This window comes from Iodobacter arcticus (assembly GCF_042664895.1).
GTDB classification, from domain to species: Bacteria; Pseudomonadota; Gammaproteobacteria; order Burkholderiales; family Chitinibacteraceae; genus Iodobacter; species Iodobacter arcticus.
In genome coordinates this window covers 147,084-171,725 of record NZ_JBHTBQ010000027.1, presented here as the reverse complement: position 1 = coordinate 171,725, position 24,642 = coordinate 147,084, and the positions used below count along the sequence as shown (strand labels likewise).

Genomic DNA, 24,642 nt, shown 5'->3' with positions numbered 1-24,642 from the left:
CGCGAGCTCCCAAGTTTTAAATCACTTCGCTTAAACCAAGCACATCCTGCATATTAAACAGGCCTGTTTTCTTGTCATTTAAAAAGCGTGCGGCGCGGACAGAGCCTTGGGCATAAATCGTACGGTTAGATGCCTTATGCGAGATTTCGATCCGCTCACCCATTCCCGCAAAAATAACCGTGTGATCCCCAATTACATCACCGCCACGTAGCGTGGCAAAGCCAATGCTGGAGGGATCTCGTTCACCCGTAATACCTTGCCGGTCGTAAACCGCGCATTCATCAAGGCTACGGCCTAAAGCACTAGCAACCGCATCACCTAGCATCAAGGCTGTACCGGAAGGCGCATCGACTTTCATGCGGTGGTGCATTTCCAGAATTTCGATGTCGTAACCGGTATTGAGTGTTTTAGCTGCTACTTCAAGAAGCTTAACGAGCAGATTAACGCCTGCACTCATATTGTAGGCGTGCACAATCGCAATTTGATGAGCAGCGGCTTCAATGGCGGCTTTTCCTGCCTCCTCAAAGCCTGTGGTGCCAATAATCATATTTACGCCGTGCGTCTGGCAGGCTGCTAAATGTTGCAACGTGCCTTCTGGCCGAGTGAAATCGATTAAAACATCTGCACCTGCCAGACTCGCGAAGTCAGCACTAATGTTTACACCACAACTTTTACCAAGAAAAGCCGCTGCATCTTTGCCGATTGCAGGGCTGTTTTCACGATCCAGCGCAGTAAAAAGCTGGCAATCAGGCTGGGCTAATACGGCTTCAATCAGCATTTGGCCCATGCGGCCGCTGCTGCCAGCAATGGCGATTTTAATCGTCATAAGGCTTATTCCTTGCTGCTGGGGGCGGAGCTTACGCTACTTGCTGCAGAGGCTTGAGCAGGTAGAAATTTGACGGCTGCCGGTAATGTTTCACCCGCAAAGCTCACCAAGCTATCTCCTTCAAAAACAAGGAAAAAGCTCTTTTTTTCTTTTAGCTGACCGCCGCGTGCATCGCTATAAAGGTAGTCCCAGCGATTGGCATGGAAGGGATCATTCAGCAAAGGGGTGCCTAAGAGAAAACGCACTTGCGAGCGCGTCATGCCTTTTTTGAGCTGAGCCACCTGATCGGCTGTAATCTCGTTCCCTTGGGGGATGTCGAGCTTATAAGGTGTAAGAAAATTAGCAACACTGCACGCCGAGGTCATCAGCGCGATAGGGAGCAACAAAATAAGTACTTTTGCCTTCATCATGGGCGATATTCTTCCAGAGCGGGTTGGAGTGACCAACTTAAACGCTATATCATAACCTGATCTGGCCGCTTGCCGAAGCATATAGCCTAAATCAGGGAGATAACACATGAGTAAAGCAAACGAATTAAAAGAGATGGGTCTGAAGGCGACAGGGCCTCGTCTGAAAATTTTGAACTTATTTGAGACAGGTGAGCAGCGCCATATGACAGCGGAAGATGTCTACCGTCTGTTGCTGGCTGACAACTTAGATATTGGACTTGCGACGGTTTACCGTGTGCTGACTCAATTTGAGCAAGCAGGTATTTTGGTACGCCACCATTTTGAAACAGGTAAATCGGTGTTTGAGCTGAGCGCAGGTGGTCATCATGATCACTTGGTTTGCGTGAAGTGCGGTCAGGTTGAAGAATTTTATGATCCAGAAATTGAAAAACGCCAGGATGCCATCGCCAAAGATCACGGCTTTGATATTCAGGATCACGAAATGTATCTGTATGGTATTTGCGCTAAATGTAAGGCCGTATAATTTGTGATTTCATGGCTTGATCATCGTTTGCAATTTCCTGCGCTCTCAAAGGCTTTGCAAGAACCCAACGGTTTGCTGGCAGCCGGCGGTGATTTATCACCTCGGCGTGTGCTGGCGGCTTACGCATCCGGCATCTTTCCTTGGTTTATGCCGGACGAGCCTATTTTGTGGTGGAGCCCCAATCCACGGATGGTGCTTTTTCCCGATGAGCTGCATATCCCCAAATCGCTGGATAAAGTATTGCGTAATCGCTCCTATGAAGTGCGCTTTGATACCGTCTTTAATGAGGTCATGCAGGGCTGTGCTGCACCGCGCGATGGCGAGGCGGCCACATGGATCAGCGCTGAGATCTGTGCCAGCTACGGCGCTTTACACCGCGCTGGCTGGGCGCACTCCGCAGAGTGTTGGATCGACGGCGAGCTGGCTGGCGGTTTATATGGTATTGCCATCGGCAAAATGTTCTACGGTGAATCCATGTTTACCAGAAAGCCTGATGCTTCAAAAATAGCTTTTGTGCATTTGGTGCGTTATTTACAGCAGCAGGGTTTTGGCTTGATCGATTGTCAGATGCGTACCGATCATCTGGCTCGGTTCGGCGCGCGGGAGATTTTGCGCGATGAGTTTATGGAAAGGCTTAAACGGTTGATCCAGGCTCCTCATCTTGCCGGGCCTTGGTCTTATCAACACAGGGTAGATGGATGAATGATTCACTGCGTACGCGCACTACTCAGTTGCAGTTTTATACCACTGCCACTTATGAGTGCAGCTATTTGGATAGCCAGGTGGCCCGATCACAAGTGGCAGTGCCTGCTGAGCTCATTGATCGCCATGCCTATAGCCAGCTGGTGCAGCATGGCTTTCGGCGCAGTGGCTTGTTTGTGTACCGGCCTTGGTGCGATCACTGTAAAGCCTGTGTACCCGTTCGCTTGCCGGTGGCTCAATTTAAGCCGGATAGGGCGCAACGCCGTGCACAAAAACAGCATGCTGGCTTGCAAGTGAGGGTGCTGGGCCTAGAGTATTTAGAATCACATTATTTATTGTACCAGCGCTATCAAATGGCTCGTCATGCAGGCGGTGGAATGGATCAGGATAATCGCGAGCAATATCAAAATTTTATATTAAAAAGTAATGTTACGAGTTTCTTAGCAGAGTTCAGTCAGGATAATGAAGTGCAAATGGTCAGTCTGATTGATCAGTTAGAAGATGGTATTTCATCGGTCTATACCTTTTATAATCCGGATCTGGCAGGAACAAGCTTTGGTGTGTTTAATATTCTTTGGCAAATTAGTCTGGCCAAAGAAATGCAGCTTCCTTATGTTTATCTTGGTTATTGGATTGATCAGTGCCGGAAAATGGCTTACAAAGTGCGCTATAAGCCCATAGAAGGTTTGTTAGATGGTCGTTGGCAATCTTTACCGTTCGCGTCTTTGTTTTAAATAATACCTTTATTATCTATCTTGTTTTTTTGTGGCAATTCGACGGTTTTTTCAATCTTCTATCATAATTGCTACATCTAATTGTGCAACGCAATACAAGATGAATCAGAGCTGCTAACATCTATTTGATGATGAGTGGCTAAGAGACAGCAAAGATGAAGATCCGGGTGGTGTTTAATCAAAAAGGGGGAGTGGGGAAGTCGACCATTACCGTTAATTTGGCCGCGGCAGCTGCAAAAGCAGGCAGGCGCGTGCTGCTTGTTGATCTCGACCCGCAGGGCAATTCAAGCCATTATTTATTGGGCGCAGGTGTCGATCTGGCTAAGCCTGGCTTGTTTGAGTTTTTTGATCAGGTGCTTAATTTCAGTATGTATGCCAAAGCCACTCGTCAGTTTGTGCATCGCACACCTTTTGAGCGTTTATCGATTCTTCCCTCGAATGCCTTGATTGCAGAATTAGAATCAAAATTAGAATCCCGGCACAAAATATATAAATTGCGCGAAGCACTGCATGAATTGGCCGACGATTATGATGAGGTATGGCTGGATACGCCACCTGCTTTAAATTTCTTTACGCTTTCTGCGCTGATTTCTGCGCAAGCTTGTTTGATTCCGTTTGATTGTGATGAGTTTTCACGCCATGCTTTATTGGGTTTGATTGATAGGGTGGCCGAAATTCGTAATGATCATAATGCTGATTTAGTTGTTGAAGGGATTATTGTTAATCAATATCAAGCCCGTGCCAGCTTACCCGCACGAATGGTGGCCGAATTAAAAGAGCAGGGCTTGCCGGTATTAGATGTATTTTTGAGTGCTTCTGTGAAAGTGCGGGAATCTCATGAAAGAGCAATTCCTTTATTAATTCTTGATCCCAGCCATAAATTATCACAGCAGTTTAGTGCTTTATATGACTTACTTAGATAACAATACGTAAGAAAAATTTGCTCAAGCTCCGGCTGTGCTTGTTTAAGAAGCGATAAACAAGCTTGTATGCTAGAAAGCTTGAATAGAGGCTTTGTGCGTAAAGAAGGAGACATCATGCAAGAGCGGGCAAGGGTACTTATCGTTGATGATGAACCCTTTAATCTGGAAATATTGTCCGAGCATCTGGGAGATGCTGGCTATGAAGTGGTCGTGGCTGAAGATGGCGAGGTTGCTTGGGATATTTTATCGCAAGACCGTGCTTTTGATACGGTGCTGCTTGATAGGATGATGCCGCGTATGGATGGCATGGCGTTGCTGGCTCGTTTACGCCAGCAGCCAGAGTTTGAACATCTGCCGGTGATTATGCAAACGGCAGTGGGCGCGGCAGAAAACGTGCGCGAAGGGCTGGCAGCTGGGGCATATTACTATCTGATTAAGCCATTTCAGCGTGACATGTTGCTGGCGATTGTAGCAGCGGCGGTTAATTTTCATCGTGAAAAAAGCCAGCTGGATGCGCAATTAGCCGCTCAAGCCAGCTCTTACCAGCTGCTGATGAAAGGTGAGTTTCATTTCCAAACGCTGGAAGAAGCACGTCACCTTACTTTGTTACTTTCAAATGCTTGCCCGGAACCGCAGCGGGTGGCGTTAGGTTTGTCAGAGTTATTGGTGAATGCAGTAGAGCATGGCAATTTGGCAATTAGCTATGCTGAAAAAACACGGCTTTTACAGCATGGTTGCTGGCAAGACGAAGTGGAAGCCCGTTTAACTTTGCCTGAATATCAAAAGCGTAAAGTAAAAGTCGCTTTTTATCGGGAAGACAAAGATATTATCTTTACCATTACCGATGAGGGAAATGGCTTTGAGTGGCAACCGTTTTTGGAAATGTCACCGGAGCGTGCTTTTGATCCGCATGGGCGGGGAATTTCTATGGCTCGGATGCTCTCGTTTCAATCGGTGGAATATAAAGGCAGCGGTAATCAGGTGATTGCGCGGGTTCACTCTTTAGCTGTGGAATGAGTGATTGAAATCAATTGAAAAACATAAAGCCGGCTTGATGCCGGCTTTATGTTTTCCTTAACCGCCATGCCATTAGCTTGTTTTGTTGTATTAAGCCTTAGGATGCTTACTCTAAGACTTCTACGGCCATTCCTTCACTGATGATTCCGCCCTTTTCGACATTGATATTCTGACCAAATAAAACGCCTGCTGCAGTTCTACGGTATTTAACTAATGTGCGTAATGGTTCTTGATCGCTGGATTTTTCGCCGGTTTGTGGGTCTATGGTGGTAAAGACACAGCGCTCACAAGGCTTGATAAAATTAAAAATCACGTCGCCAATGCGGATTTTCTTCCAGCCGTCTTCTGCAAAGGCTGCGCCGCCACGCACAATTAAATTAGGGCGAAAGCGCTGCATCGACAGGCTGCGGCCAACACGCTCGCTGAGATCCCCAAGGGAAGCTTCGCCAATAAGTAGTAAGGGATGACCATCGACAAAGGCAATAGGCACGTCGGTGGAGCTGTGGCGATTAAGCTCAAAGCCAGCCCAAAGTAACACCACTTGTTCACCCAAATAGGCAGATAGCCAAGCATCTGCATTGCTTGCGCCATGACGGGCTGTGAAGTCGCTTTCCCAAACACTGGCAGGGTGAAGCTGGCTAAATAGCGAAGTGGCAACAAAGAGCGTGGGCATGCCGGGGGCGTTCAGAGTTAGCCCGTCATCGCTAGGTTCTGCAGACAGCAATACCAGCTTGGGAAACTCCCTGCCTGTTACCAGCTTGCCATTAGGCTGGGCGATCATCCATGTGCGATCAAAAGGCAGGCCACTGCTGAGTACTTCGCTCTGTTGCAGGCGTTGCCCCCGGCTAGATTTAATCGGGTAGCGGTAAAGGCCTGTGAGTCTTATTGGCATGGCATAAGCTCTGTAAAAATACTTACGTTAACTGAATATAAGATAACAAACAATAGCTTTTAACTTGCTTAATGGTCTGTGGGTTGATGCCAATAATGTGGATGAGCATGCCGCCAGCGGGTTAATTTAATTTTTTCTCCCACATCAAAAATCAGTGCACCTGTTTGATCTGTGCGTAAATTTTGTGCTTGGGCGGCGGCATAGCGGGCGGTGATTTCTGGCTTAGGATGGCCGAAGCGATTTAAATATGCGGCGGAATAAATGGCGTATTGCGGGGAGGTTTGTTTAACAAATGGGATGGATGAAGATGTTTTACTGCCGTGATGCGGCACAAGCAAAATATCAATTTCCCCTAAACCCTGTTCAATTAAGCGTGCTTCTTCATGCTTGCCGATATCCGCAGGAATTAATAAGCGATGCTGGCCGTTATCGATGAGTAAAACACAGCTTTGGGCGTTGTCACTGCGGGCTGTGTTTTGTTCGTTTGGCCAAATAAAGCGAAAGTGCACTTTATCCCAGACCCATGTTGTACCTGTTTGGCAGCGCTGTCTGTTGGCCTTCTGGCTGGCCCAGAGTGGATGATCGTCTGGCAGGCTGTGCCAAATGAGCGGGCTGGGCATATTTTTAAGCAGTGGCTCGGCTGCGCCAATATGATCGTTATCGTTATGCGATAGGACGAGCGCGTCTAGTTGGCGAATGTGGGCGCTGCGTAAAGCGGGCAGTAAGACACGCTCGCCATTAGGTAACTGGCCTGTATCAAATAACAGCTGATGTTGGGCGGTTTGCACTAAAACGGCGAGACCCTGGCCAACATCCAATACGGTGGCGCGGTATTGTCCTGGCTGGATGCTGCCGGAGCTACTGATAAATAGCGGCAGGCAGCAGATTAGCCCCAGCCGCCTCGCCGGTATGCCACGGGGCAAGAGCAACAGCATCACTCCGAATGCGGCGGGTAAAAGGGTGACGGGGCCGGGCATATTGAAGGCAATGGTGGGCAGCGCTGTACACCATTGCAGCAGATAGTCTGTGGCGGCAAAAAGCCGTTCTGCACCGTAGAGTAAATAGCCGGAAGGATCGAGCAAGCCAGCCAAAGCAAGAGGCGTAATAAAGATGCTGACAATCGGAATAGCAAAAGCATTCGCGAGCGGCGAAACCAATGGTAGTTGGCCAAACACCACTAATAAAACAGGAGCAGAAGCCAAAGTGGCCGCTGCTTGGCTGCTGACCCATGTTTTCCATTTTGCACTCTTGCCCAGTTGATTACTGCCAGCCCAAAGGAGTGCACCCACCGTGAGGTAGGACAACCAAAAGCCAATGGATAAAACGGCAAACGGGTCGATGACAACAGTAACTAAGAGCGCTGCGGCCCAAATGGCACTGATGGCGCTGGCTTGGGCTCGCCACAAGCAGATTGCAGCAATGCTTAGCATAAATAGGGTGCGTTGCGTGGGGATGGCCATCCCTGCCAGCAGGCAATAGCAAAACGCGGTGATGACTCCGGCAATGAGTGCGGCGCGCTGGGCAGCAAAGTGCACAGCAAGCAGAGGAATTCGTCGCCAGAGGCCGTTGCAGATTGCGGCGGCCATCGCGGCAAGCAGGGTGATATGTAATCCGGAAATGCTGATTAAATGGGTGACGCCGGTTGCGGCAAAGCGTTGCCACTGCTCAGGCGGAATGGCGCCCTGATCGCCTACAGTCAGCGCAATAATGACGCCACGATAAGGAGCATCGGGCAGAGCATGATGAATGCGCTCACGTAAATGGGCACGTATCCGGTGCAGCCCGGCGCTTTTTTCTGCAAGTAGCACGCCTGATTTAACGGTGCCTGTTGCTCCAATATTTTGCTGTAAAAACCAGCTTTCCAAATCAAAGCTACCGGGGTTGCTTTGTCCGTGAACTTGCTTGAGCTTGACCAAAAACCGCCAATGCTCCCCTGCTTTAACCCGATCGGCTTGGCCGTACCATTGCAATTGAATTTTGCTGGGCAAGCGCGGGTCGGTCGCATCAGGCTTAAATAAAAAGCGTGTACCAAAACGGCTGGCTTGAGGCAAATCGCTCACAAAGCCTGTTATCTCAATGATTTGTTGCTCAAGGGCTGGATTGAGGCGATCTGCCATGCGGGTTTGCGCACGCCAATTGGCCCATGAAAAGCCGAGTGCTAGCAGGCTGAGCATTAAAAATAGTTGAGAAAACCGCCAGCGGCTGAGCAAAAAAAACAATGCTGCAATGCTGAGCCCAGGCCAGAGCAGGGGCAAGCTGGGCTGGGCTTGCAATAGGCAAACACCACAGATAAAGCTGGCAATCAGCAATAGATAAGTAATTAGCATAAATTAGCTTAGCAGCTGATTACGATACTTTTACTGGAAAGCCTATCCGAGGGATAGGGCGTGATTAATTGATAAAATGTAAGCTGCTATTGTGGGCTTAAAGTCAGCCTGGCAATCGCTACTTCCATGACATAGTCTATTGATTAAGTTGTTTATTGCAGCAGGGTCAAAGGAGTGCGGTTATGTACCAACTGTATATCGGTAGCAAAAATTACTCGTCATGGTCACTACGTCCTTGGATATTACTTAAGCATTTTAATATTGAATTTGTCGAAATGACTGCGCCGCTGGATGGTGAGCAAGCTTATCGCGAATACCTAGAAAGCGGCTTGGTTCCTTGTCTTTATGATAAGGAATTTAATGTGTGGGATTGTTTGGCGATGGCTGAATATTTAGCCGAAAGCCATCCACAAATGTGGCCCGAACATACAAGAGCCAGAGCCAGAGCGCGCTGTATTTCGGCTGAAATGCACTCGGGATTTTCTAATTTACGCTGTGTATTACCCATGAATATTAAGCTTCGTGTACAAGGTGGCGATTTAGCATTGAGTGCTAAGCGCGATATTGAGCGAATTTGCAGCATTTGGCGTGAGGCTCGTCAATTAGCAGGAACCGGGCCTTATTTATTTGGCGCTTTTTCTATTGCCGACGCCATGTACGCCCCCATAGTATGGCGCTTGCATTGCTACAACGTGCCCTTGCCTGATGATGCGGCAATTTACCGGGATGTCATGCTAGCGCATCCGGCAATGCAGGAGTGGGAGCGGGGCGCATTGGCTGAAACTTTGATACTGACGCAAGAAGATATGCTGTCAGAAGCGTTTGGCGGGCGCAGGTAGTTTGCACAATAGAGCGTGCCGGGCTTGCTTCGGGTTTCCAAAGGGCAAAGCGGCCTGATAAACTCCCTCCATGGAAAATTTTGACGCAGATGTCATCATCGTTGGTGGTGGTTTAGTGGGCAGCGCCTTAGCTTTGGCGCTTAAAGACACCGCACTGACGGTTTTGTTAATAGAAGGCCGGCAACCCGCTTGGGATTGGCCTCAGGATTCCTGGGATCAACGTATCTACGCCATTAGCCGCGCAAGCCGGCAAATGTTGCAGCGCATTGGTGCGTGGCAGCGTTTAGATGCCGATCGCTTGCAAGCCACCTCGTGTATGAAAATCTTTGGCGATGCCCATGGGGTTTCCCTGCAATTTGATGCGCTTGAAGCGGGCGTTGATGAGCTGGCATTTATGCTGGAAAATCGTGAATTGCAAAAAGCGCTCTGGCATGGCCTGCAAGAGTCTGCTCAAATTCATATTCGTACCCCCGCTAGCCCTGTAAAGCTCACGACCGATCAAACGGGTGCAACGCTGACGCTGGCTGATGGTCAGCCATTGCGCGCCCGCCTAGTGGTTGGTGCTGATGGGGCTAATTCTTGGGTGCGTAGTCAGTTGGCCATTGAACCGCAGGTGATGCCGTATCAGCAGTTTGGTGTGGTGGCTAATTTTGAGATTGAAAAGCCTCATCTGGGTGTGGCTCATCAATGGTTTATGCCTGATGGTGTGCTCGCATGGCTGCCGCTGGCTGGCCAGCGGATGTCGATGGTGTGGTCTTGTAGCGATGAAAAGCGGGCGGAACTTATGGCGCTTTCGCCTGCCGAATTATGCGAATGCGTTGCCGCTGCGGGTGGCGCTCGTCTCGGTGCTTTGCAATTGATCAGCGCAGCAGCTGCATTTCCTTTGCGATTAAATCATCTGCCTGAAACGGTGCGCGATAAAGTAGTGTTGATCGGCGATGCCGCTCATACTGTACATCCTCTTGCTGGGCAGGGCGTTAATCTGGGTTTTGGCGATGTGGCCGAATTAGCCGCACGATTAGCTCAGACACCTGTAAATCGCATTGGTGATTATTTGTTACTGCGACGCTATGAGCGTGCTAGGCGTGAAGCGGTTTACACCATGCAAGGTGTGTGTCATGGTTTGCAAAAGTTATTTAATAATACAAATCCCCTGCTTAAAACTTTGAGGAATCTGGGTTTAGGGGCCACTAATCAATTACCATGGCTTAAAAGACAATTAATCCGCCATGCCATGGACGCCTGAGGTTGTTATGAATATGAAATCTGTGACTCGTATTTTAATTGCCAGCGGTTTTATCGCTTTAACAGCATGCTCTGCATCTGCTGATAATTCGATTAATCAGCTGAAACAAAAATTGGCAAAGCAATTGCCGGGCCGTGAAATCACTTCGGTTAATACCACTCCTATGAAAGGGATTTATGAAGTGGTCATTGGTAAACGCCAGATTGTGTATACCGATATCAAAGGTGAGTATATTTTAGCGGGCGATATGATTGATCTGGCTAAAAAAAGCAGCCTGACTGAACAGCGCGCGGCTGAATTACAAAAAACCGACTTTAGCAAATTACCGCTGGAGCAGGCATTTAAAGACGTGCGTGGCAACGGCTCACGTGTTCTGGCCGTATTTTCTGATCCAGATTGCCCTTATTGCAAACGCTTAGAGCGCGAAAGCTTAAATGGCCTGACTAATGTCACGATTTATACTTTCCTGATGCCTTTAAGCATTCACCCGGATGCAGAGCGTAAATCAAAAGTGATTTGGTGTGCTGCAGATAAACAAGCTGCCTGGAGCAATTTTATGCTTAAGGATCAAGCCCTAGATGGTAAGGCTGATTGTGAAAACCCAGTTGAAAAAAATATGAAACTGGCGGAAAGCTTAGGAATTACTGGCACGCCTGCGCTGATTTTTAAATCAGGCCAGATTGTATCGGGTGCGATTCCTAAAGAGCAGATTGAAGAGTTACTCTCTGCTAAGTAATTGATGTTGGTCAATAAAAATAGCCAAGCAATGCTTGGCTATTTTTTTGAGCTATTCTATTTTCTTAATTCTTTTTTGCCTGAAGTACTGCGTGTTGGCATAAAAATGATCGTCTTGCTCTGGCCACCATTGGGGAATGCCTAAGTAAGGCAGTGGCGGCAACTGGCGGGGCTTTTGCAATTGATCGTTATTTAAAAAGTGAGCTAATTCCTGATCAAGCAGCAGGCATTGCTCTGTGATTTCTTTTTCAAAGAAATCAGGGTGCACTTTTATAGGCCAGCATTTGCCGCTTAAACCTAAAAAGGGCGTAAGCAGATTTTCATAATTGGCATGGCCAAAGCAAATGGCATTGATTTTACCCCCCCAATCTGCCCGATGCGTGTGAAATAAATCGTGCCAGTGATGATCAATCAGTAATTGCAAAAGCACATCATCACAATAGGGCAGAATCAGCCCGCATTCATCCAGTAATGTTGCTGCATCACGAATGGGCCCGCGTGGGCGATCGGCAGAAAAATGCCGCATATGCAAGGCACTGATTGCACTTTTACTTTGTGGAAATGCACACCAGACCAGCGCATTAAAGCAATCGTGCCAGTTGTTTTCCCGAGTGGCGACCTGACCTTTTTGGGCGATTTCGATCTCGTAATAATCAGTGAGCACTTCAGGGGCCACAAAGCGAATGGCTAAGCCTTGCTGATTGCGGGCAGGCGGGCCAATGGCATCCCAGTCGGCATGGCTGGGAAAATGCTCAAATTGTTTAATGAGTCTAAGCAACGGTGCATAGGGGGCTTGCCGGGAGAAAAAATCAATTGGCCACATAGATATCGATTAAGTACGGCTGCAAAAAAAGTGAGCGGATTAAAACACAAGTCATTAAAAGAACAAAGCCGCACAGGGCGGCTTTGTTGATTATTGCAGCAAGCGTGAGGCAGAACGGCTATTGCCCTGCTTGTTTTGCAATTTTTTACAGTGCAGCAAGCGCTGCTGTGTAGTTTGGCTCTTCTTTGATTTCAGAAACCAATTCTGCGTGTAAGACTTGATTGTTTTCATCAAGTACAACAACGGCACGGGCGGATACGCCAGCTAATGGGCCGCTGATGATTTCAACGCCGTAGTGGCTTAAGAATTCACGGCCACGCATGGTGGATAAGCTGGTGACGTTTTCTAAGCCTTCAGCACCGCAAAAACGGCTTTGTGCAAAAGGTAAATCAGCGGAAATGCACAGCACGACCGCGTTTTCTAAGCCGGAAGCGGTTTCGTTGAAACGACGCACCGAAGCGGCACATACACCGGTATCCACGCTTGGGAAAATATTCAGGATTTTTCTTTTACCTGCAAAAGTAGCGAGGGTGGCATCAGATAAATCTTTTGCAACAAGGCTAAAGTCTGGTGCCGTATCGCCCACTTTAGGGAAAGAACCTTTGATTTCGATGGCGTTGCCGCCAAGAGTCACTGCAGACATAGAGATCTCCGTTTTGTGGCTATTAGTGTATTCATTACGATAACAATTATCTATTGTGAAGGCGCTCAATAGCAAGCTTTAAGAGCATAAGTCTGCAATATGACAGGCGTTTAAATTAAGCTGCCTTTTACTTCTGGAGCGGGTTTATAGGTAGCTAGATGCTTGGATCGTAGCGCTCTAATTGTGCAATTTGCTCGGCATCATCAATGATTTCTTCTTCCGCTTCTTCTTCAATGGGCGGGAATAAACATTCAGCCATCGTGCCGTAATCGGGCTCAAAGCTCAGATCAGAGACTAACTCGCTATACATCACGATATCAGCGGCGTTCACACCAATCAGCGCAGTGGCCATAAAACCAGAAAGCGGGATATCGGTAATCATCACGCCATAGTCTTTGTGAAAATCCCGGCCACGCAACGTGCATAGGAGCTGCACCCGGCGAAAGCGCTCTTGTTCCATTGCCCGGCTTAAGGCGTAAGGGGTGTCAACAGAAATCACTAAGATGACACAATCAGGCCAGTCTACGGACAGGCGCTCCAGCTGGCGGGCAATGATAAGACCAATGGCGCTGTCAATACTGGGGATCACCGCGATCACTTTGGGTTTGCCCGCAAAGCGTGATAGCGGAACGTCGATCATGCCTGAATCGACGAGCAAAAAGCTGTGGGCATATTCGCCTACAACGGGGAAATGGCCCCCAACATTAATTTCAGTATGGTTTAGTAAAATAGTAGCCATGACCGATCCCATGCATTGATTGAGTGATATAGATTAGTTTTAAATACCTAGTCTTGCTATCGATTCAAGACAAAGTTAGGGGTAAAACCAATAGATGGAGTAAGCAGTAGAGTGCAGCTCGCCTAAATCGATTTGCAAAAAGGCACGCAAATCGTCCTGGGCATCAAATTTCAGGCGTTTTTTATCGGCAGCACTCAGGTATTCGCTAGGCTTAAATACTTTTTTGAGTACGATGCGTTCTTGATCGTCGGTCAGCGTGACTTCCAGCATGGGCAGGGCTTGCTCGTACTGAGCCAGGTTTCGCAAGGTGGCATTCAGCTGAATAATATTGGGAAACTCGGGCACATAGCTAAGCTCTGACCATTCTGAGCGCAGCATTTCTGCATTCTCAGGCAGCGGCATAGTGCAGCCCAGCGCTTGGCAGGCAAGAATAAGCTTGGGCCGCAGCCAAGGAAACTCCATCGAAATTTGTGTGCGCTGCTGATAACCCAGCTGCGCTATAAAGCTGAGCATCAGAATAATACTGATCCCGATCAATAGCGCTTGCCATTTGGAGCGGGGTGGCGGCTCAAGTAAGCCCTCTTCGTCACCCGTATAAATGGGGCGATAATCGTGATGGCTTTCTTCAGAGGGATGATTTTCTTCAATTAGAGCTGCCGGTTTACTCACTGGCTCTGGCGGTGCTTTGATTTCAATGTCAATCACCGGTCCGTGGTTGTCGGGGCCTGTGATATCAAAATCCACTTCAATCTGTGGTGCGGGGTCGGGCACGATGCGCTTGGGCCGCGTTACCGGTGGTGCCGGGCTGGCCACAGCAGGGCTTGGCGGCGCTGCGGGTGGTGGCTCGGCCGCGGCTTCGCTTGATATATTGGCTGTAGGCGTAGTAGCGGCTGTGATGATCTGTGCAGCCTGTGGCTTTGCAGTAGCCATAGTGGGCGTGCTGATCGTTTCTGCGACCTGCTCGCTTTCAATGCATTCTTTGGCATTAAAGACAAAGGCGCAGCGCCCACAGCGAACCTTGCCGCGGTGGGCTTGCAACTGCGCTTCCGTTACACGAAAAGCGGTTTGGCAGTTTGGGCAACGGGTAATATCGTTCATTTATTTACGAATGCCTGACAAACACACCCAGCCGTCTTCCTGTTGCGGCGCATTCATGGCAAACCACTGGCTGTAAATGGCGATTACCTCATCTGCCTGCTCGGCCAGAATGCCCGATAAAGCGATGCGGCCAGCTGTTTTCACTTTTGCAGCCAGCATAGGCGCTAAGGCTTTGAGGGGATTAGTCAGAATATTGGCAATCACCACATCATAAGTGTCTGCTGGCTCTGCATCGGGTAAGTAAAACTGCACTTCAACCGCATTTTGCTCCGCATTTTGTCTTGATGCGGTCATCGCTTGTGGATCGATATCGACCCCTGCCGCAGAAGCTGCGCCAAGCTTCATACCCGCAATGGCTAAAATTCCAGAGCCACAACCGTAATCCAGCAGCTTTTCACCGCCAGCAAGATGGCTATCTAGCCATTTTAAGCAAAGGCGTGTTGTTGGATGGCTACCCGTACCAAAAGCCAGGCCCGGATCGAGCTGAATGCTGATTGCGCCTGCATCAGGGCATTCATGCCAGGTAGGGGTAATCCAGAGGCGATCAGAAATAGCAATCGGATTAAATTGTGATTGGGTGAGGCGCACCCAGTCTTGTTCTTCCACACGCACCACATCGTAGGGTGGGACGGCTAATTTCAATGTATTACTCGCCGCGATGACAATCAGGCGGGTATCAATGTCTTCGTCAAACAGGGCGAGCACCACGCTGTTTTCCCACATCTGATCGACCGGCTCACCCGGCTCACCAAAGATCGGCTTTTCTGCATCAGTGCCCGCGGCAGCGTCTTCCACACTGACAGACAATGCACCCAGATCAAAAAGTGCGTCAGAAAAGCGTTCAGCTTGGGATGATTCAGTGGTGATGCGTAGTTCTTGCCAGGGCATTTTGCTTACCTAATAGAGATTCTCGGCGGTATTGTCGCATTCCCGCCTTCTTTTGAGAACGTTTTTGCAGTGTTCTGGTGATTATAGTGCCCCTGCAAAGCGCAAATAAGGCCTTGTTAGTATTTTGCAGGGCGCATCAGGCTTGCTTTTATTTAGGAAACCCAAGGCTTAAACCTTATTCAGGCTTTCCCTAGGCTTATTTAAATATTGATATGGCTCAATATTTAGATGACATTTTATCTGCAAAATTCTTTCTAAACAGTCAGGGAGAGACGCGAAATGTCAGTATTTTTTGAGTGGAACGATGAGTTGTCGGTTGGTATTCAGGAAATTGATGAGCAGCACAAGGTGTTGATCGATTTACTTAATGAGCTACATGATGCCATTCGCTTGCATCATGGCAGCGAGGCATCGGTGCTTATTCTGGGGCGCCTTGCCGATTACACCCGGACGCACTTTACGGTAGAAGAAAGCCTGATGCGTATTTTAGGCTACCCCGATTACGATGCACATAAGCAACATCATGAAGATTTAATAAAGCAAATGAATAGCCTGCAAGCTCGCCTGGCAGGGGGCGAGGCGGTTACTTTTGAATTGATGCATTTTTTAAGAAACTGGCTGACCAATCATATTATGGAAGGCGATAAGCGCTATACCGAGCATTTTTTATCCCGCGGAGCACAAGCAACCTGGCATAAAAAAAGCTGGCTGGAGCGTTTCTGGGCCAAGTAAATGATGTGTTAAGTGGCGGTTTTGTGCGGCAAGCCTCTGTTTTTCTTTATCCTAGGGGCTGCTGATGATTCGCTTTTATCTGGCCGACTATTCTGTTTGGCTAAAGTTCCCTTTTATTTTCGTAAAAAGCAAAGTTGCCTAGGTCAAAATGCAGGACATGCGGTTTTAAAGCGGTTTTGATGACGGCAAGCAAAAAAGCTGGGTAGATTTTGTGTGGTTCACCCGCTAGAATGGGCCGCTTTGCTTTATTGACACGGAACCAACCCGATATGTTCATTGCACCCGCGTATGCAACAGGCGCCGCACCTGCGGCAGGAATGGACTTTATGTCTTTTCTTCCTATGATCGTGATTTTTGTTTTGTTCTACTTTATGTTGATTCGTCCACAACAAAAACGCGCTAAAGAACAACAAGCCATGCTGGCTGCTCTGGCTAAAGGCGATGAAGTGGTTACCAGTGGTGGTATGGCTGGCCGCATCACCAAGGTGAACGAGCAATATGTCACTCTTGAATTAGCTGATGGCGTAGAAATCCTGTTCCAACGTGCTGCAATTGCAGCGCGTTTGGAAAAAGGCACTATTAAAAATAACAAGTAAAGCCAATAAGGCGGTGCAGTTTGTGCTAACAACTGCACCGCCTTTTGTGCATTTCTGGGTCCTGCCATGAATCGCTACCCGCTTTGGAAATACCTAATAATTATTCTGTCCGTTGCTTTGGCAACGCTCTACACCCTGCCTAATCTGTTTGGTGAAAGCCCGGCAGTACAAATTGCCAGCGTTCGTGCCACGGTGAAGGTAGACGCCGCGCTGCAGCAAAGTGCTGAAGCCATTTTAAAGAGCGCCGGTGTAAAAACCGAAGATGTGCTCCTTGATAGCAATTCGGTGAAATTTCGCTTTAAAGATACGGAAATCCAGTTAAAGGCTAAAGAGCTGTTACAAGCTAAGCTGGGCGATGATTACAGCGTGGCTTTAAACCTCTTGTCGGATACACCGTCTTGGCTGACCAAGATCGGGGCTAAGCCGATGTCTCTGGGACTGGATTTACGCGGTGGTGTGCACTTCTTGCTTGAAGTGGATATGAAAGCTGCCGTTGATAAAGCTTTAGAGAAAACCGCAGGTGATGTACGCCGTGAGCTAAAAGAAAAGAAAATTCGCTACGGCCGGATTGTATCAACCCGCGACAGCGTTGAAGTGCAGCTGCGCGATGATGAAACGACCAAAGAAGCGGTTAAAGTTTTACGCAAAGTCTTGCTACAGCGCCAGATTGATGTACGTGAGAATAAGATTGTCATTTCTTATTCTCCGGAAGCATTACAGCAATTAAAAACCGACGCGGTCAAACAAAATATCACCACCCTGCATAATCGGGTGAATGAGCTGGGCGTGGCTGAGCCAGTGATTCAACAGCAAGGTGAAGGCCGTATCGTGGTGCAATTGCCAGGTGTGCAAGATACCTCGAAGGCTAAAGATATTCTGGGCCGTACTGCCACGCTGGAAGTGCGCATGGTGGAAGACGATCAAGCCAAAATGACCGATGCACTGAATGGCAATGTCCCTGCTGGCTTTGAGCTATTAAGCGAGCGCGGCAGCGATGGACAGAATCGTCCAATTTTGCTGAAAAAAGAAGTAGAGCTGACGGGGGATAATATCAGCGACGCGCAAGCGGGCTTTGATGATCAAAACTCGGCTGCGGTACATATTGGCCTTGATTCCACAGGTGCTGCCATCTTTAAAACGCTGACCAAAGAAAACATTGGTAAGCGCATGGCAATGGTTCTGGTTGAAAAAGGCAAGGGCGAAGTGGTTACTGCGCCGGTGATTCGTTCTGAAATTGGTGGTGGCCGCGTGCAGATTTCTGGCTCGATGGGCGTTGCCGAAGCGAACGATACTGCGCTGCTACTGCGCGCGGGCTCGCTTGCTGCACCCATGAATATTGTTGAAGAACGCACCATTGGCCCAAGTCTGGGACAAGACAATATCACCAAGGGTTTTCACTCAACCTTATATGGTTTTCTTGCGATCTCCATCTTTATGATGATCTATTACCGTGTATTTGGTGTGGTATCGACGGTTTCATTGGCTGCCAATTTATTGTTCCTGCTGGCGATGTTGTCCTTACTGGGTGTGACCTTAACGCTGCCGGGTATCGCGGCGATTGCCTTAGCGCTGGGGATGGCAATTGATGCCAACGTGCTGATTAACGAGCGGGTGCGCGAAGAGCTGCGCTCCGGTATGACACCACAAGCCTCGATTCATAATGGGTATAGCCATGCTTTTGCCACTATTTTGGATTCCAATGTCACCACCTTGATCGCTGGCCTAGCGCTGTTGATTTTTGGCTCGGGTGCGGTACGTGGTTTTGCTTGGGTACATTGCATCGGGATCTTAACGTCGATGTATAGCGCGGTGTTTGTATCTCGCGGCATCATTAACCTCATTTATGGCGGCCGTCGCGTTTCTACGCTGGCTGTGTAAGGGTGCATCGCAATGATTGAATTTTTTCATATAAAGCGTGATATCCCGTTTATGAGCTACGGCAAGCTCACAACGGCGATTTCGCTGGCAACCTTTGTTTTGGCGGTCGCGTTTCTGGTGATGAAGGGCCTGAATCTGGGCGTGGAATTTACCGGTGGTACGGTGATGGAGCTGCGCTATAGCCAGTCGGTTGATTTAAACCAAGTTCGGGAAAAAGTAGAGGGTTTAAAGTACGGCGAAGCGCAGGTGCAGTCTTTGGGAACCACGCGCGATGTGATGGTGCGTATTCCTAATATCAAAACCAAAACCAGTGCTCAGTTATCGAACGAAGTGCTGAACCTGCTTAAAGCGGATCGCGCTGATGTAGAGCTGCGTAAAGTTGAGTTTATTGGCCCGTCTGTGGGGAGTGAGCTGGTTACTCATGGCGCAACGGCTATTTTGCTGGTGTGTGTGGGGATTATTGCTTACTTAGCGATTCGCTTTGAATGGCGCTTCGCGGTATCGGCAGTGATTGCCAATATGCACGACGTGATCATTATTTTGGGTTGCTTTGCGCTATTTCAGTGGGAGTTCACTTTGACCGTGCTGGCGGGTATTCTGGCTGTGCTGGGTTATTCGGTCAATGAATCAGTGGTGGTGTTCGATCGGATTCGCGAGAATTTCCGCAAGCCAAACTTGCGTGGTAAAACAGTGCCGCAGGTGATTGATAACGCCATTACTGCCACGATCAGCCGAACCCTTATTACTCACGGCTCTACTGAGTGTATGGTTTTATCCATGCTGATTTTTGGTGGTGCTGCATTGCATGGCTTTGCGATGGCACTGACCATTGGCATTGTATTTGGTATCTATTCATCGGTCTTGGTGGCGTCGCCGCTTTTACTGATGCTGGGTGTCACGCGCGAAAATATGATTAAGCCGGTTAGAATTAAAGAAGAAGCGGTGGTTTAAGTTTTTGCCTTACGCTTAACTCTACGCCGACGAGTATATCGTCGGCGTTTTTGTGTTTAGCAAGCCGTTGAAAAATGAATACCACCATTGATGATGCGTGTTAAAAAAGATTCAGATTATCAAGGAATTGCGGCCCCTTACTATTTTTTGCCTTGTGATATTTTTCAACGGTCTATTTGGAGAGAAAAGATGGAATTTAACCCCATTGATGTTTTTTTACACCTTGATGTGTATTTAGCCCAACTGATTGCTCAATATGGCAACTGGGTTTATGCACTGTTGTTTTCGGTTATTTTTGTCGAAACCGGCGTGGTGATCATGCCTTTTCTGCCCGGTGACTCGCTGTTGTTTGTAGCCGGTATGCTGGCTGGCGGCGGGCATATGAATTTGTATTTACTGATGGGGCTATTATTTACCGCTGCGGTTTTAGGCGATGCGGTTAATTACACCATTGGCCGTTATTTTGGCCATAAGCTCTTTGCCAATAAAGATTCTAAAATATTTCGCCAGGATTATTTGCAAAAAACCCATGCTTTTTATGAAAGGCACGGTGGCAAGACTATTATTCTGGCGCGCTTTGTGCCGATTGTGCGCACCTTTGCGCCTTTTGTGGCCGGTATGGCCGAGATGAGCTATCACCGCTTTTTGATGTTTAATCTGATTGGTGCTGCGGTTTGGGTGGTTTCCTTGCTTTATGCAGGTTACTTTCTGGGTGGCATCCCTTTCATTGCTAAAAATATTGGCTCAATTGCAATTGCTCTGGTGCTGATTCCTGCCATGCCCGTGGTGATTGAATTTATTAAAATGAAATTTGCTAAGACAGAAGCGTAAGTTGGCCTTTTTTAGCCAAGCAATACTCGGATGCTGCTAGGGCATTCGAGGCCGCAGGGGCAGCTTTGCCCTGATTTACGAGTAAATCTTTTTACCCAATAGCAGCCGCGCTAAAGATATAACTTGGATGACTCTGATGCCATCCAGGATCATTTTATATAGTTGTAAATAGTACTTATAAGGACTCAATGAGCAAATCCTTTCATACCGAAAAAGCAGCTATGCGCGCTGCTTTTGATAAAGCAGCAACAAGCTACGATGCGGCCGCTATTTTGCAGCGCGAAGTGGCTGATCGTATGTTTGAACGTTTGGATTACATCAAAGTTAACCCTGTCACCGTATTAGATGCAGGTTGCGGTACAGGCTACTGTGCGCCGCAATTACAAACGCTCTACAAAGATGCTCAGCTGATCGAGCTGGATTTAGCACCGGGCATGTTGCAAGTGGCCAAAGCTAAAGAGGGCGGTGGTTTAAAAAAGCTTTGGGCAAGTTTGCGTGGCCAAGGCGCGGCTTATCTTTGCGCCGATATTGAATCTTTGCCGCTGGCGGATGAATCAGTTGATGTGATTTGGTCTAGCCTTACCCTGCAATGGTGTAATGAGCCGGATGCCGCATTTGCAGAATTTACCCGTGTTTTAAAGCCCGGTGGCCTGTTGATGTTTTCTACCCTTGGCCCGGATACGCTCAAAGAATTGCGCGCGTCTTTTGCTGCGGTGGATAACAAAGAACATGTGAATCGCTTTATCGACATGCACGACCTTGGTGATGCTTTAGTCAAAAATGGCCTGAGCACGCCGGTGATGGATATGGAATACCTCACAATGACTTACGAGAGTGCCAAGGCCATCATGCAAGATTTAAAAGACATCGGCGCACATAATGTAGCGGAAGGCCGCTCGCGGGGCATGCTGGGCAAGGCAGCGTGGCAAAAAATAGTGGCGAAATACGAGACATTTAGGCGAGATGGTTTGCTGCCATGTACCTACGAAGTGGTTTACGGCCATGCATGGAAGCCACTCACCAAGCCTGCCAAAAAGAATGCCGATGGTAGCCAGATTATTGAATTTCGGCCGAGGCAAGCATGATCGGGCAAATGTATTTTGTGACTGGCACCGATACCGATGTCGGTAAAACGATTGCTACAGCCCAGCTCTTGCGTGGTTTTGTTGCTACAGGGCAATCGGCAGTAGGGATGAAGCCGGTGGCTGCGGGTTGCGAGTGGCGGAACGGCAAGCTTTGGAATAGTGATGTGGCTGCGCATGCTGCCGCATCGAATATTGCAGCACCTGCCCATTTGGCTTGCCCCTATCTGTTTGAAGCGCCCATTTCGCCGCATTTAGTCGCTAAAGATGCGGGCCGGGTTTTAGATTTGGATTTGATGGTGAGCGCTGCCGAACAGTTGCAAACGTTAGCCGATGTGGTGCTGGTGGAAGGCGCGGGTGGTTGGTATGCGCCCTTGTCCGAAGATGCATCTATGGCCGATTTAGCTAAGCGCTTGCAAGCGCCTGTGATCTTGGTGGTGGGCATGCGCTTGGGCTGCTTAAACCATGCCATGCTGAGCGCTGAGGCCATTTTAGCGGCAGGTTTACCATTGGCTGGCTGGATTGCCAATCAGGTCGATTCAGAAATGCCGCGTTATGCCGATAATGTGCAATATCTGCAAACACATTTGCCAGCGCCTTTATTGGCAGAAATTGCTTATTCAGTGGATGCACAAAATCGGGCTTTGTCAGCTAAATCAATAGAAGCGCTTGCTTGTAGAGTAGGTGCAAAGCACACTATAAATAATTGAAAGGATATAAACCGGATGCTAAGAGCCTTATTGTGCATGTGTTGCTTTTTCTTATTGGCGGCTTGTTCCAAACCGCAGTTTCAAGGTACAGATATTGGTGGGGGCGCGTTGGGTGGCGAATTTACTTTAAGCGATCACACCGGTAAAACGCGTTCTTTGGCAGATTTTAAAGATAAGGTAGTGGTGATTTTCTTTGGTTATACCCATTGCCCCGATGTTTGCCCGACCACCATGATTGAATTAAAAAACGCAATGCAGCAATTAGGTAGTAAAGCCGATCAGGTACAAGTTTTATTTGTTTCGGTTGATCCAGAGCGAGATACTAAAGAAGTATTAAAGCAGTATGTGCCGGTTTTTGATTCACGGTTTTTAGGCCTGAGCGGTACAGCGGCACAATTAGCCGAGGTGGCAGGGCGCTATAAAATCATTTATCAAAAGCAAATGAGCAGTAGTGGCGATTACACGGTTGATCATAGTGCAGGTAGTTATTTGTTAGATAAAAACGGCAAGCCACGTGTAATGGTAAGCTACGGAGCTGGAGCCAGTGTTTTTGTACATGATTTAACACTTTTGCTGAATGAATAATTAATTAAGGCGAGAAATCCGTGGGTGAAAGCGAGCAAGTCAGTCCGATTTCGGATGGTGAAGAAATTGAGGCTTATCGGATCACCGCCCCGATGGAGATCGGCGCTGTGTTGCGCACGCTGGCGCAGCGCGGCACCTTTATCACCATCTATTTAAACGAAGGTCGGGAATTGATTTTATCTCGCATTCTTGATGTTGATATCAAAGGTAAAACCTTTGTGTTTGATGTTGGGGGAAATGCTGAATCAAATCAGATATTGCTTAATTCTGCTCGCTCTTTAGTACTGGCCGTGCCTGACGGAGTAAAAATACAATTTGCAGTGGGCATTGTACGAAATTGCCAGCACGAGGGCGGGCCCGCATTAAGTACTGTTTTTCCGGCGGATTTAATTAAATTACAACGCCGCGAGTATTATCGCCTGCCTACACCGCTGGCCCGGCCTTATCGCTGCCAATTATTATTTGCTAATGGCACGCGTGAATGGCTGAATGTGCATGATGTTTCTTTGGGGGGAATTGGGGCTTGGGTGCCAAATGAGCTTAAAGCCCTGATTGAAAGAGGCAATGTGTATAACGAAATCTCTTTTGATTTTGGCCCGGCAGGCATCATGAAGCTGAATTTTGAAGTGCGTTCCTTGCGTCAGCTAGAGCAGCGCCCCGGGCATTTTGCTTGGATGATGGGCTGCCAGTTTGTGAATCTGCCAAGGCAAATAGAAGCAAATATTCAAAGATTAATGTCGCAACTGGAAGCAGAAAGAAAGGCATTAACCGGTTAATTTTTTTGATATTCACACAAAAAAGGGGCGAGATAAATCGCCCCTTTTTTTATTTTCCTGATTATGTCTCTTGTTCAAACGTATTATAAATATCGTAGGGCGGGTGAAACCCGCCGAGCTTTGCAATGAAATATGAAAAACGGCGGATTTCACCCGCCCTACAAATTCAAAAATCGAGCACCACCCTCAAAAAATCGATTTACACATAGATGATTGAGCAAGAGGCATAGTCAGGCTTATTTTTGTTTTAGAAATTGCTCAGTCGTGGGCCATTTTAATTGCAGCCTGAGTTCTTTCTTTAAACGGATATTTTTTAGCCGCCGTGATTCATTTAAAAACGACATCAAGCTGGCCGACAATACCGCTGGGGCATCTTGGCGTTGAATGCGTGGCGGATGGGGCTGGCCCAGATAGTCCGCAACTTGATCAAAATAATCGCCCATTTTATGCGGCTGATCGTCCACCACATTAATGGCTCGTAATGGCTTGCCGCGAAACAGCGCAATACTTACCGCATGTGCTAAATCATCAGCATGGATATGGTTAGACCAGCTATCGTCCGAGCTAATCAGCGCAGGTGTGGCTTGCATAATGCGCTGCACAGGTAAGCGCTCGCTGGCGTAAATGCCAGGGGCACGTAAGATCGCTAGTTTGATTTTTTGCGATCTGGCCCACGCTTTCAAGCTGTTTTCTGCCGCCACTCGGCGAATCGCTCTGGCCGATTGCGCAGAGAGGGGCTGGGTTTCAGCCACCCATTCACCCTTGCAATCACCATAAACGCCACTGGTGCTGATGTAGGCAAGGTGACGAGGTGTTAGAATTGCCGACTTATCAAAGCCGGTGTAGCGCTCCATCTTGGCGATAAAGCGCTTGCAGCGCACATCATCCACACCATCACCCGCCGGCGGCGCACTATAAATAACCCAGCGGGCAAGGCCAGATAAGCGCTTAAGGCTTGCGGCCTGATCTAAGTCGCATGACACGGGGATGACCCCAAGCTCACGTAGCTTGGCAGCTGCCTCAGTGCTACGCGCAGTGGCATACACTTTAAAACGTTGAGTTAACCAAGGCAGGGCGCGGATAACAACATCGCCGCACCCTATAATAAGTAATCGATTTTTTCGCATAGCGGATCG

General features: G+C 48.2%; 27 protein-coding genes. 17 read left to right on the top strand and 10 right to left on the bottom strand.

The window, feature by feature from the left end; all coding sequences use genetic code 11:
- Positions 1-16: 16 nt before the first annotated feature.
- Together dapB and ACFQNF_RS13605 are read right to left on the bottom strand one after the other, a co-directional pair.
- Positions 17-826, bottom strand: coding sequence for a 4-hydroxy-tetrahydrodipicolinate reductase (dapB, locus tag ACFQNF_RS13610; protein ID WP_380188488.1), 810 nt, complete (start codon positions 824-826; stop codon positions 17-19).
- A gap of 5 nt (positions 827-831) precedes the next feature.
- Positions 832-1,236: an outer membrane protein assembly factor BamE gene (locus ACFQNF_RS13605; protein WP_380188487.1), complete on the bottom strand. Its 405-nt coding sequence runs from the start codon at positions 1,234-1,236 to the stop codon at positions 832-834.
- A 106-nt stretch (positions 1,237-1,342) separates the two neighbouring features.
- Between ACFQNF_RS13605 and fur the strand changes: the two genes are divergently transcribed.
- The 5 genes from fur (at position 1,343) to ACFQNF_RS13580 (ending at position 5,135) form a co-directional block, all read left to right on the top strand.
- Positions 1,343-1,759, top strand: a complete 417-nt coding sequence (gene fur, locus ACFQNF_RS13600; RefSeq protein WP_380188486.1) for a ferric iron uptake transcriptional regulator — start codon at positions 1,343-1,345, stop codon at positions 1,757-1,759.
- A 3-nt stretch (positions 1,760-1,762) separates the two neighbouring features.
- Complete coding sequence (gene aat / locus ACFQNF_RS13595) at positions 1,763-2,461, top strand: leucyl/phenylalanyl-tRNA--protein transferase (RefSeq protein WP_380188485.1); 699 nt, start codon at positions 1,763-1,765, stop codon at positions 2,459-2,461.
- Positions 2,458-3,195: an arginyltransferase gene (locus tag ACFQNF_RS13590; RefSeq protein ID WP_380188484.1), complete on the top strand. Its 738-nt coding sequence runs from the start codon at positions 2,458-2,460 to the stop codon at positions 3,193-3,195. The genes aat and ACFQNF_RS13590 overlap by 4 nt, the downstream gene beginning before the upstream one ends.
- A gap of 155 nt (positions 3,196-3,350) precedes the next feature.
- Complete coding sequence (locus ACFQNF_RS13585) at positions 3,351-4,118, top strand: ParA family protein (RefSeq protein ID WP_380188483.1); 768 nt, start codon at positions 3,351-3,353, stop codon at positions 4,116-4,118.
- A 93-nt stretch (positions 4,119-4,211) separates the two neighbouring features.
- Positions 4,212-5,135: a response regulator gene (locus ACFQNF_RS13580; protein ID WP_380188482.1), complete on the top strand. Its 924-nt coding sequence runs from the start codon at positions 4,212-4,214 to the stop codon at positions 5,133-5,135.
- A 106-nt stretch (positions 5,136-5,241) separates the two neighbouring features.
- Here the strand turns inward: ACFQNF_RS13580 and ACFQNF_RS13575 are convergent, their stop codons facing one another.
- A complete protein-coding gene (locus ACFQNF_RS13575) occupies positions 5,242-6,027 on the bottom strand; it encodes an MOSC domain-containing protein (protein ID WP_380188481.1) in 786 nt (261 codons plus the stop codon).
- A 68-nt stretch (positions 6,028-6,095) separates the two neighbouring features.
- Complete coding sequence (locus tag ACFQNF_RS13570; RefSeq protein ID WP_380188480.1) at positions 6,096-8,354, bottom strand: DNA internalization-related competence protein ComEC/Rec2; 2,259 nt, start codon at positions 8,352-8,354, stop codon at positions 6,096-6,098.
- 182 nt (positions 8,355-8,536) lie between these two features.
- On the opposite strand from ACFQNF_RS13570, the gene ACFQNF_RS13565 reads away from it, so the two are divergent.
- From ACFQNF_RS13565 to ACFQNF_RS13555, 3 genes are all read left to right on the top strand, one after another.
- Positions 8,537-9,193 (top strand): glutathione S-transferase, encoded by a 657-nt coding sequence (locus tag ACFQNF_RS13565; protein ID WP_380188479.1) that lies wholly within the window; start codon positions 8,537-8,539, stop codon positions 9,191-9,193.
- A 70-nt stretch (positions 9,194-9,263) separates the two neighbouring features.
- Positions 9,264-10,439 (top strand): UbiH/UbiF family hydroxylase, encoded by a 1,176-nt coding sequence (locus ACFQNF_RS13560; protein ID WP_380188478.1) that lies wholly within the window; start codon positions 9,264-9,266, stop codon positions 10,437-10,439.
- A 7-nt stretch (positions 10,440-10,446) separates the two neighbouring features.
- Positions 10,447-11,175 (top strand): DsbC family protein, encoded by a 729-nt coding sequence (locus ACFQNF_RS13555; RefSeq protein ID WP_380188477.1) that lies wholly within the window; start codon positions 10,447-10,449, stop codon positions 11,173-11,175.
- Between the two features lie 51 nt (positions 11,176-11,226).
- Here the strand turns inward: ACFQNF_RS13555 and ACFQNF_RS13550 are convergent, their stop codons facing one another.
- The 5 genes from ACFQNF_RS13550 to prmA all read right to left on the bottom strand — a co-directional run bounded on the left by ACFQNF_RS13550 (position 11,227) and on the right by prmA (position 15,365).
- Positions 11,227-11,997 carry a DUF3025 domain-containing protein gene (locus ACFQNF_RS13550; RefSeq protein ID WP_380188476.1) on the bottom strand — a complete coding sequence of 257 codons (771 nt, stop codon included), beginning with the start codon at positions 11,995-11,997 and terminating at the stop codon, positions 11,227-11,229.
- Between the two features lie 145 nt (positions 11,998-12,142).
- The gene (tpx, locus tag ACFQNF_RS13545; protein ID WP_380188475.1) at positions 12,143-12,640 is read right to left on the bottom strand and encodes a thiol peroxidase; all 498 of its coding nucleotides are present in this window, start codon (positions 12,638-12,640) and stop codon (positions 12,143-12,145) included.
- Between the two features lie 154 nt (positions 12,641-12,794).
- Positions 12,795-13,379: a thiol peroxidase gene (locus tag ACFQNF_RS13540; protein WP_380188474.1), complete on the bottom strand. Its 585-nt coding sequence runs from the start codon at positions 13,377-13,379 to the stop codon at positions 12,795-12,797.
- 75 nt (positions 13,380-13,454) lie between these two features.
- Positions 13,455-14,477: a DUF3426 domain-containing protein gene (locus tag ACFQNF_RS13535; protein WP_380188473.1), complete on the bottom strand. Its 1,023-nt coding sequence runs from the start codon at positions 14,475-14,477 to the stop codon at positions 13,455-13,457.
- On the bottom strand, positions 14,478-15,365 hold the full coding sequence (gene prmA / locus ACFQNF_RS13530) for a 50S ribosomal protein L11 methyltransferase (RefSeq protein WP_380188472.1): 888 nt from the start codon (positions 15,363-15,365) through the stop codon (positions 14,478-14,480).
- Positions 15,366-15,644: 279 nt separating this feature from the next.
- Between prmA and ACFQNF_RS13525 the strand changes: the two genes are divergently transcribed.
- The 9 genes from ACFQNF_RS13525 (at position 15,645) to ACFQNF_RS13485 (ending at position 23,506) form a co-directional block, all read left to right on the top strand.
- Positions 15,645-16,097 carry a bacteriohemerythrin gene (locus ACFQNF_RS13525; RefSeq protein ID WP_380188471.1) on the top strand — a complete coding sequence of 151 codons (453 nt, stop codon included), beginning with the start codon at positions 15,645-15,647 and terminating at the stop codon, positions 16,095-16,097.
- Positions 16,098-16,423: 326 nt separating this feature from the next.
- Positions 16,424-16,693: a preprotein translocase subunit YajC gene (yajC, locus tag ACFQNF_RS13520; RefSeq protein ID WP_465262215.1), complete on the top strand. Its 270-nt coding sequence runs from the start codon at positions 16,424-16,426 to the stop codon at positions 16,691-16,693.
- Positions 16,694-16,759: 66 nt separating this feature from the next.
- Complete coding sequence (gene secD / locus ACFQNF_RS13515) at positions 16,760-18,571, top strand: protein translocase subunit SecD (RefSeq protein ID WP_380188469.1); 1,812 nt, start codon at positions 16,760-16,762, stop codon at positions 18,569-18,571.
- Positions 18,572-18,586: 15 nt separating this feature from the next.
- The gene (gene secF, locus ACFQNF_RS13510; protein ID WP_380188498.1) at positions 18,587-19,522 is read left to right on the top strand and encodes a protein translocase subunit SecF; all 936 of its coding nucleotides are present in this window, start codon (positions 18,587-18,589) and stop codon (positions 19,520-19,522) included.
- Positions 19,523-19,711: 189 nt separating this feature from the next.
- The gene (locus ACFQNF_RS13505; RefSeq protein ID WP_380188468.1) at positions 19,712-20,353 is read left to right on the top strand and encodes a DedA family protein; all 642 of its coding nucleotides are present in this window, start codon (positions 19,712-19,714) and stop codon (positions 20,351-20,353) included.
- A gap of 188 nt (positions 20,354-20,541) precedes the next feature.
- The gene (gene bioC, locus ACFQNF_RS13500; RefSeq protein ID WP_380188467.1) at positions 20,542-21,438 is read left to right on the top strand and encodes a malonyl-ACP O-methyltransferase BioC; all 897 of its coding nucleotides are present in this window, start codon (positions 20,542-20,544) and stop codon (positions 21,436-21,438) included.
- On the top strand, positions 21,435-22,145 hold the full coding sequence (gene bioD, locus ACFQNF_RS13495) for a dethiobiotin synthase (protein WP_380188466.1): 711 nt from the start codon (positions 21,435-21,437) through the stop codon (positions 22,143-22,145). Before bioC ends, bioD begins: the two co-directional genes overlap by 4 nt.
- Before the next feature lie 15 nt (positions 22,146-22,160).
- Positions 22,161-22,730 carry an SCO family protein gene (locus ACFQNF_RS13490; RefSeq protein WP_380188465.1) on the top strand — a complete coding sequence of 190 codons (570 nt, stop codon included), beginning with the start codon at positions 22,161-22,163 and terminating at the stop codon, positions 22,728-22,730.
- A gap of 20 nt (positions 22,731-22,750) precedes the next feature.
- A complete protein-coding gene (locus ACFQNF_RS13485; protein ID WP_380188464.1) occupies positions 22,751-23,506 on the top strand; it encodes a flagellar brake protein in 756 nt (251 codons plus the stop codon).
- Positions 23,507-23,742: 236 nt separating this feature from the next.
- Here the strand turns inward: ACFQNF_RS13485 and ACFQNF_RS13480 are convergent, their stop codons facing one another.
- Positions 23,743-24,633, bottom strand: coding sequence for an NAD-dependent epimerase/dehydratase family protein (locus ACFQNF_RS13480; protein WP_380188463.1), 891 nt, complete (start codon positions 24,631-24,633; stop codon positions 23,743-23,745).
- Positions 24,634-24,642: the final 9 nt, after the last annotated feature.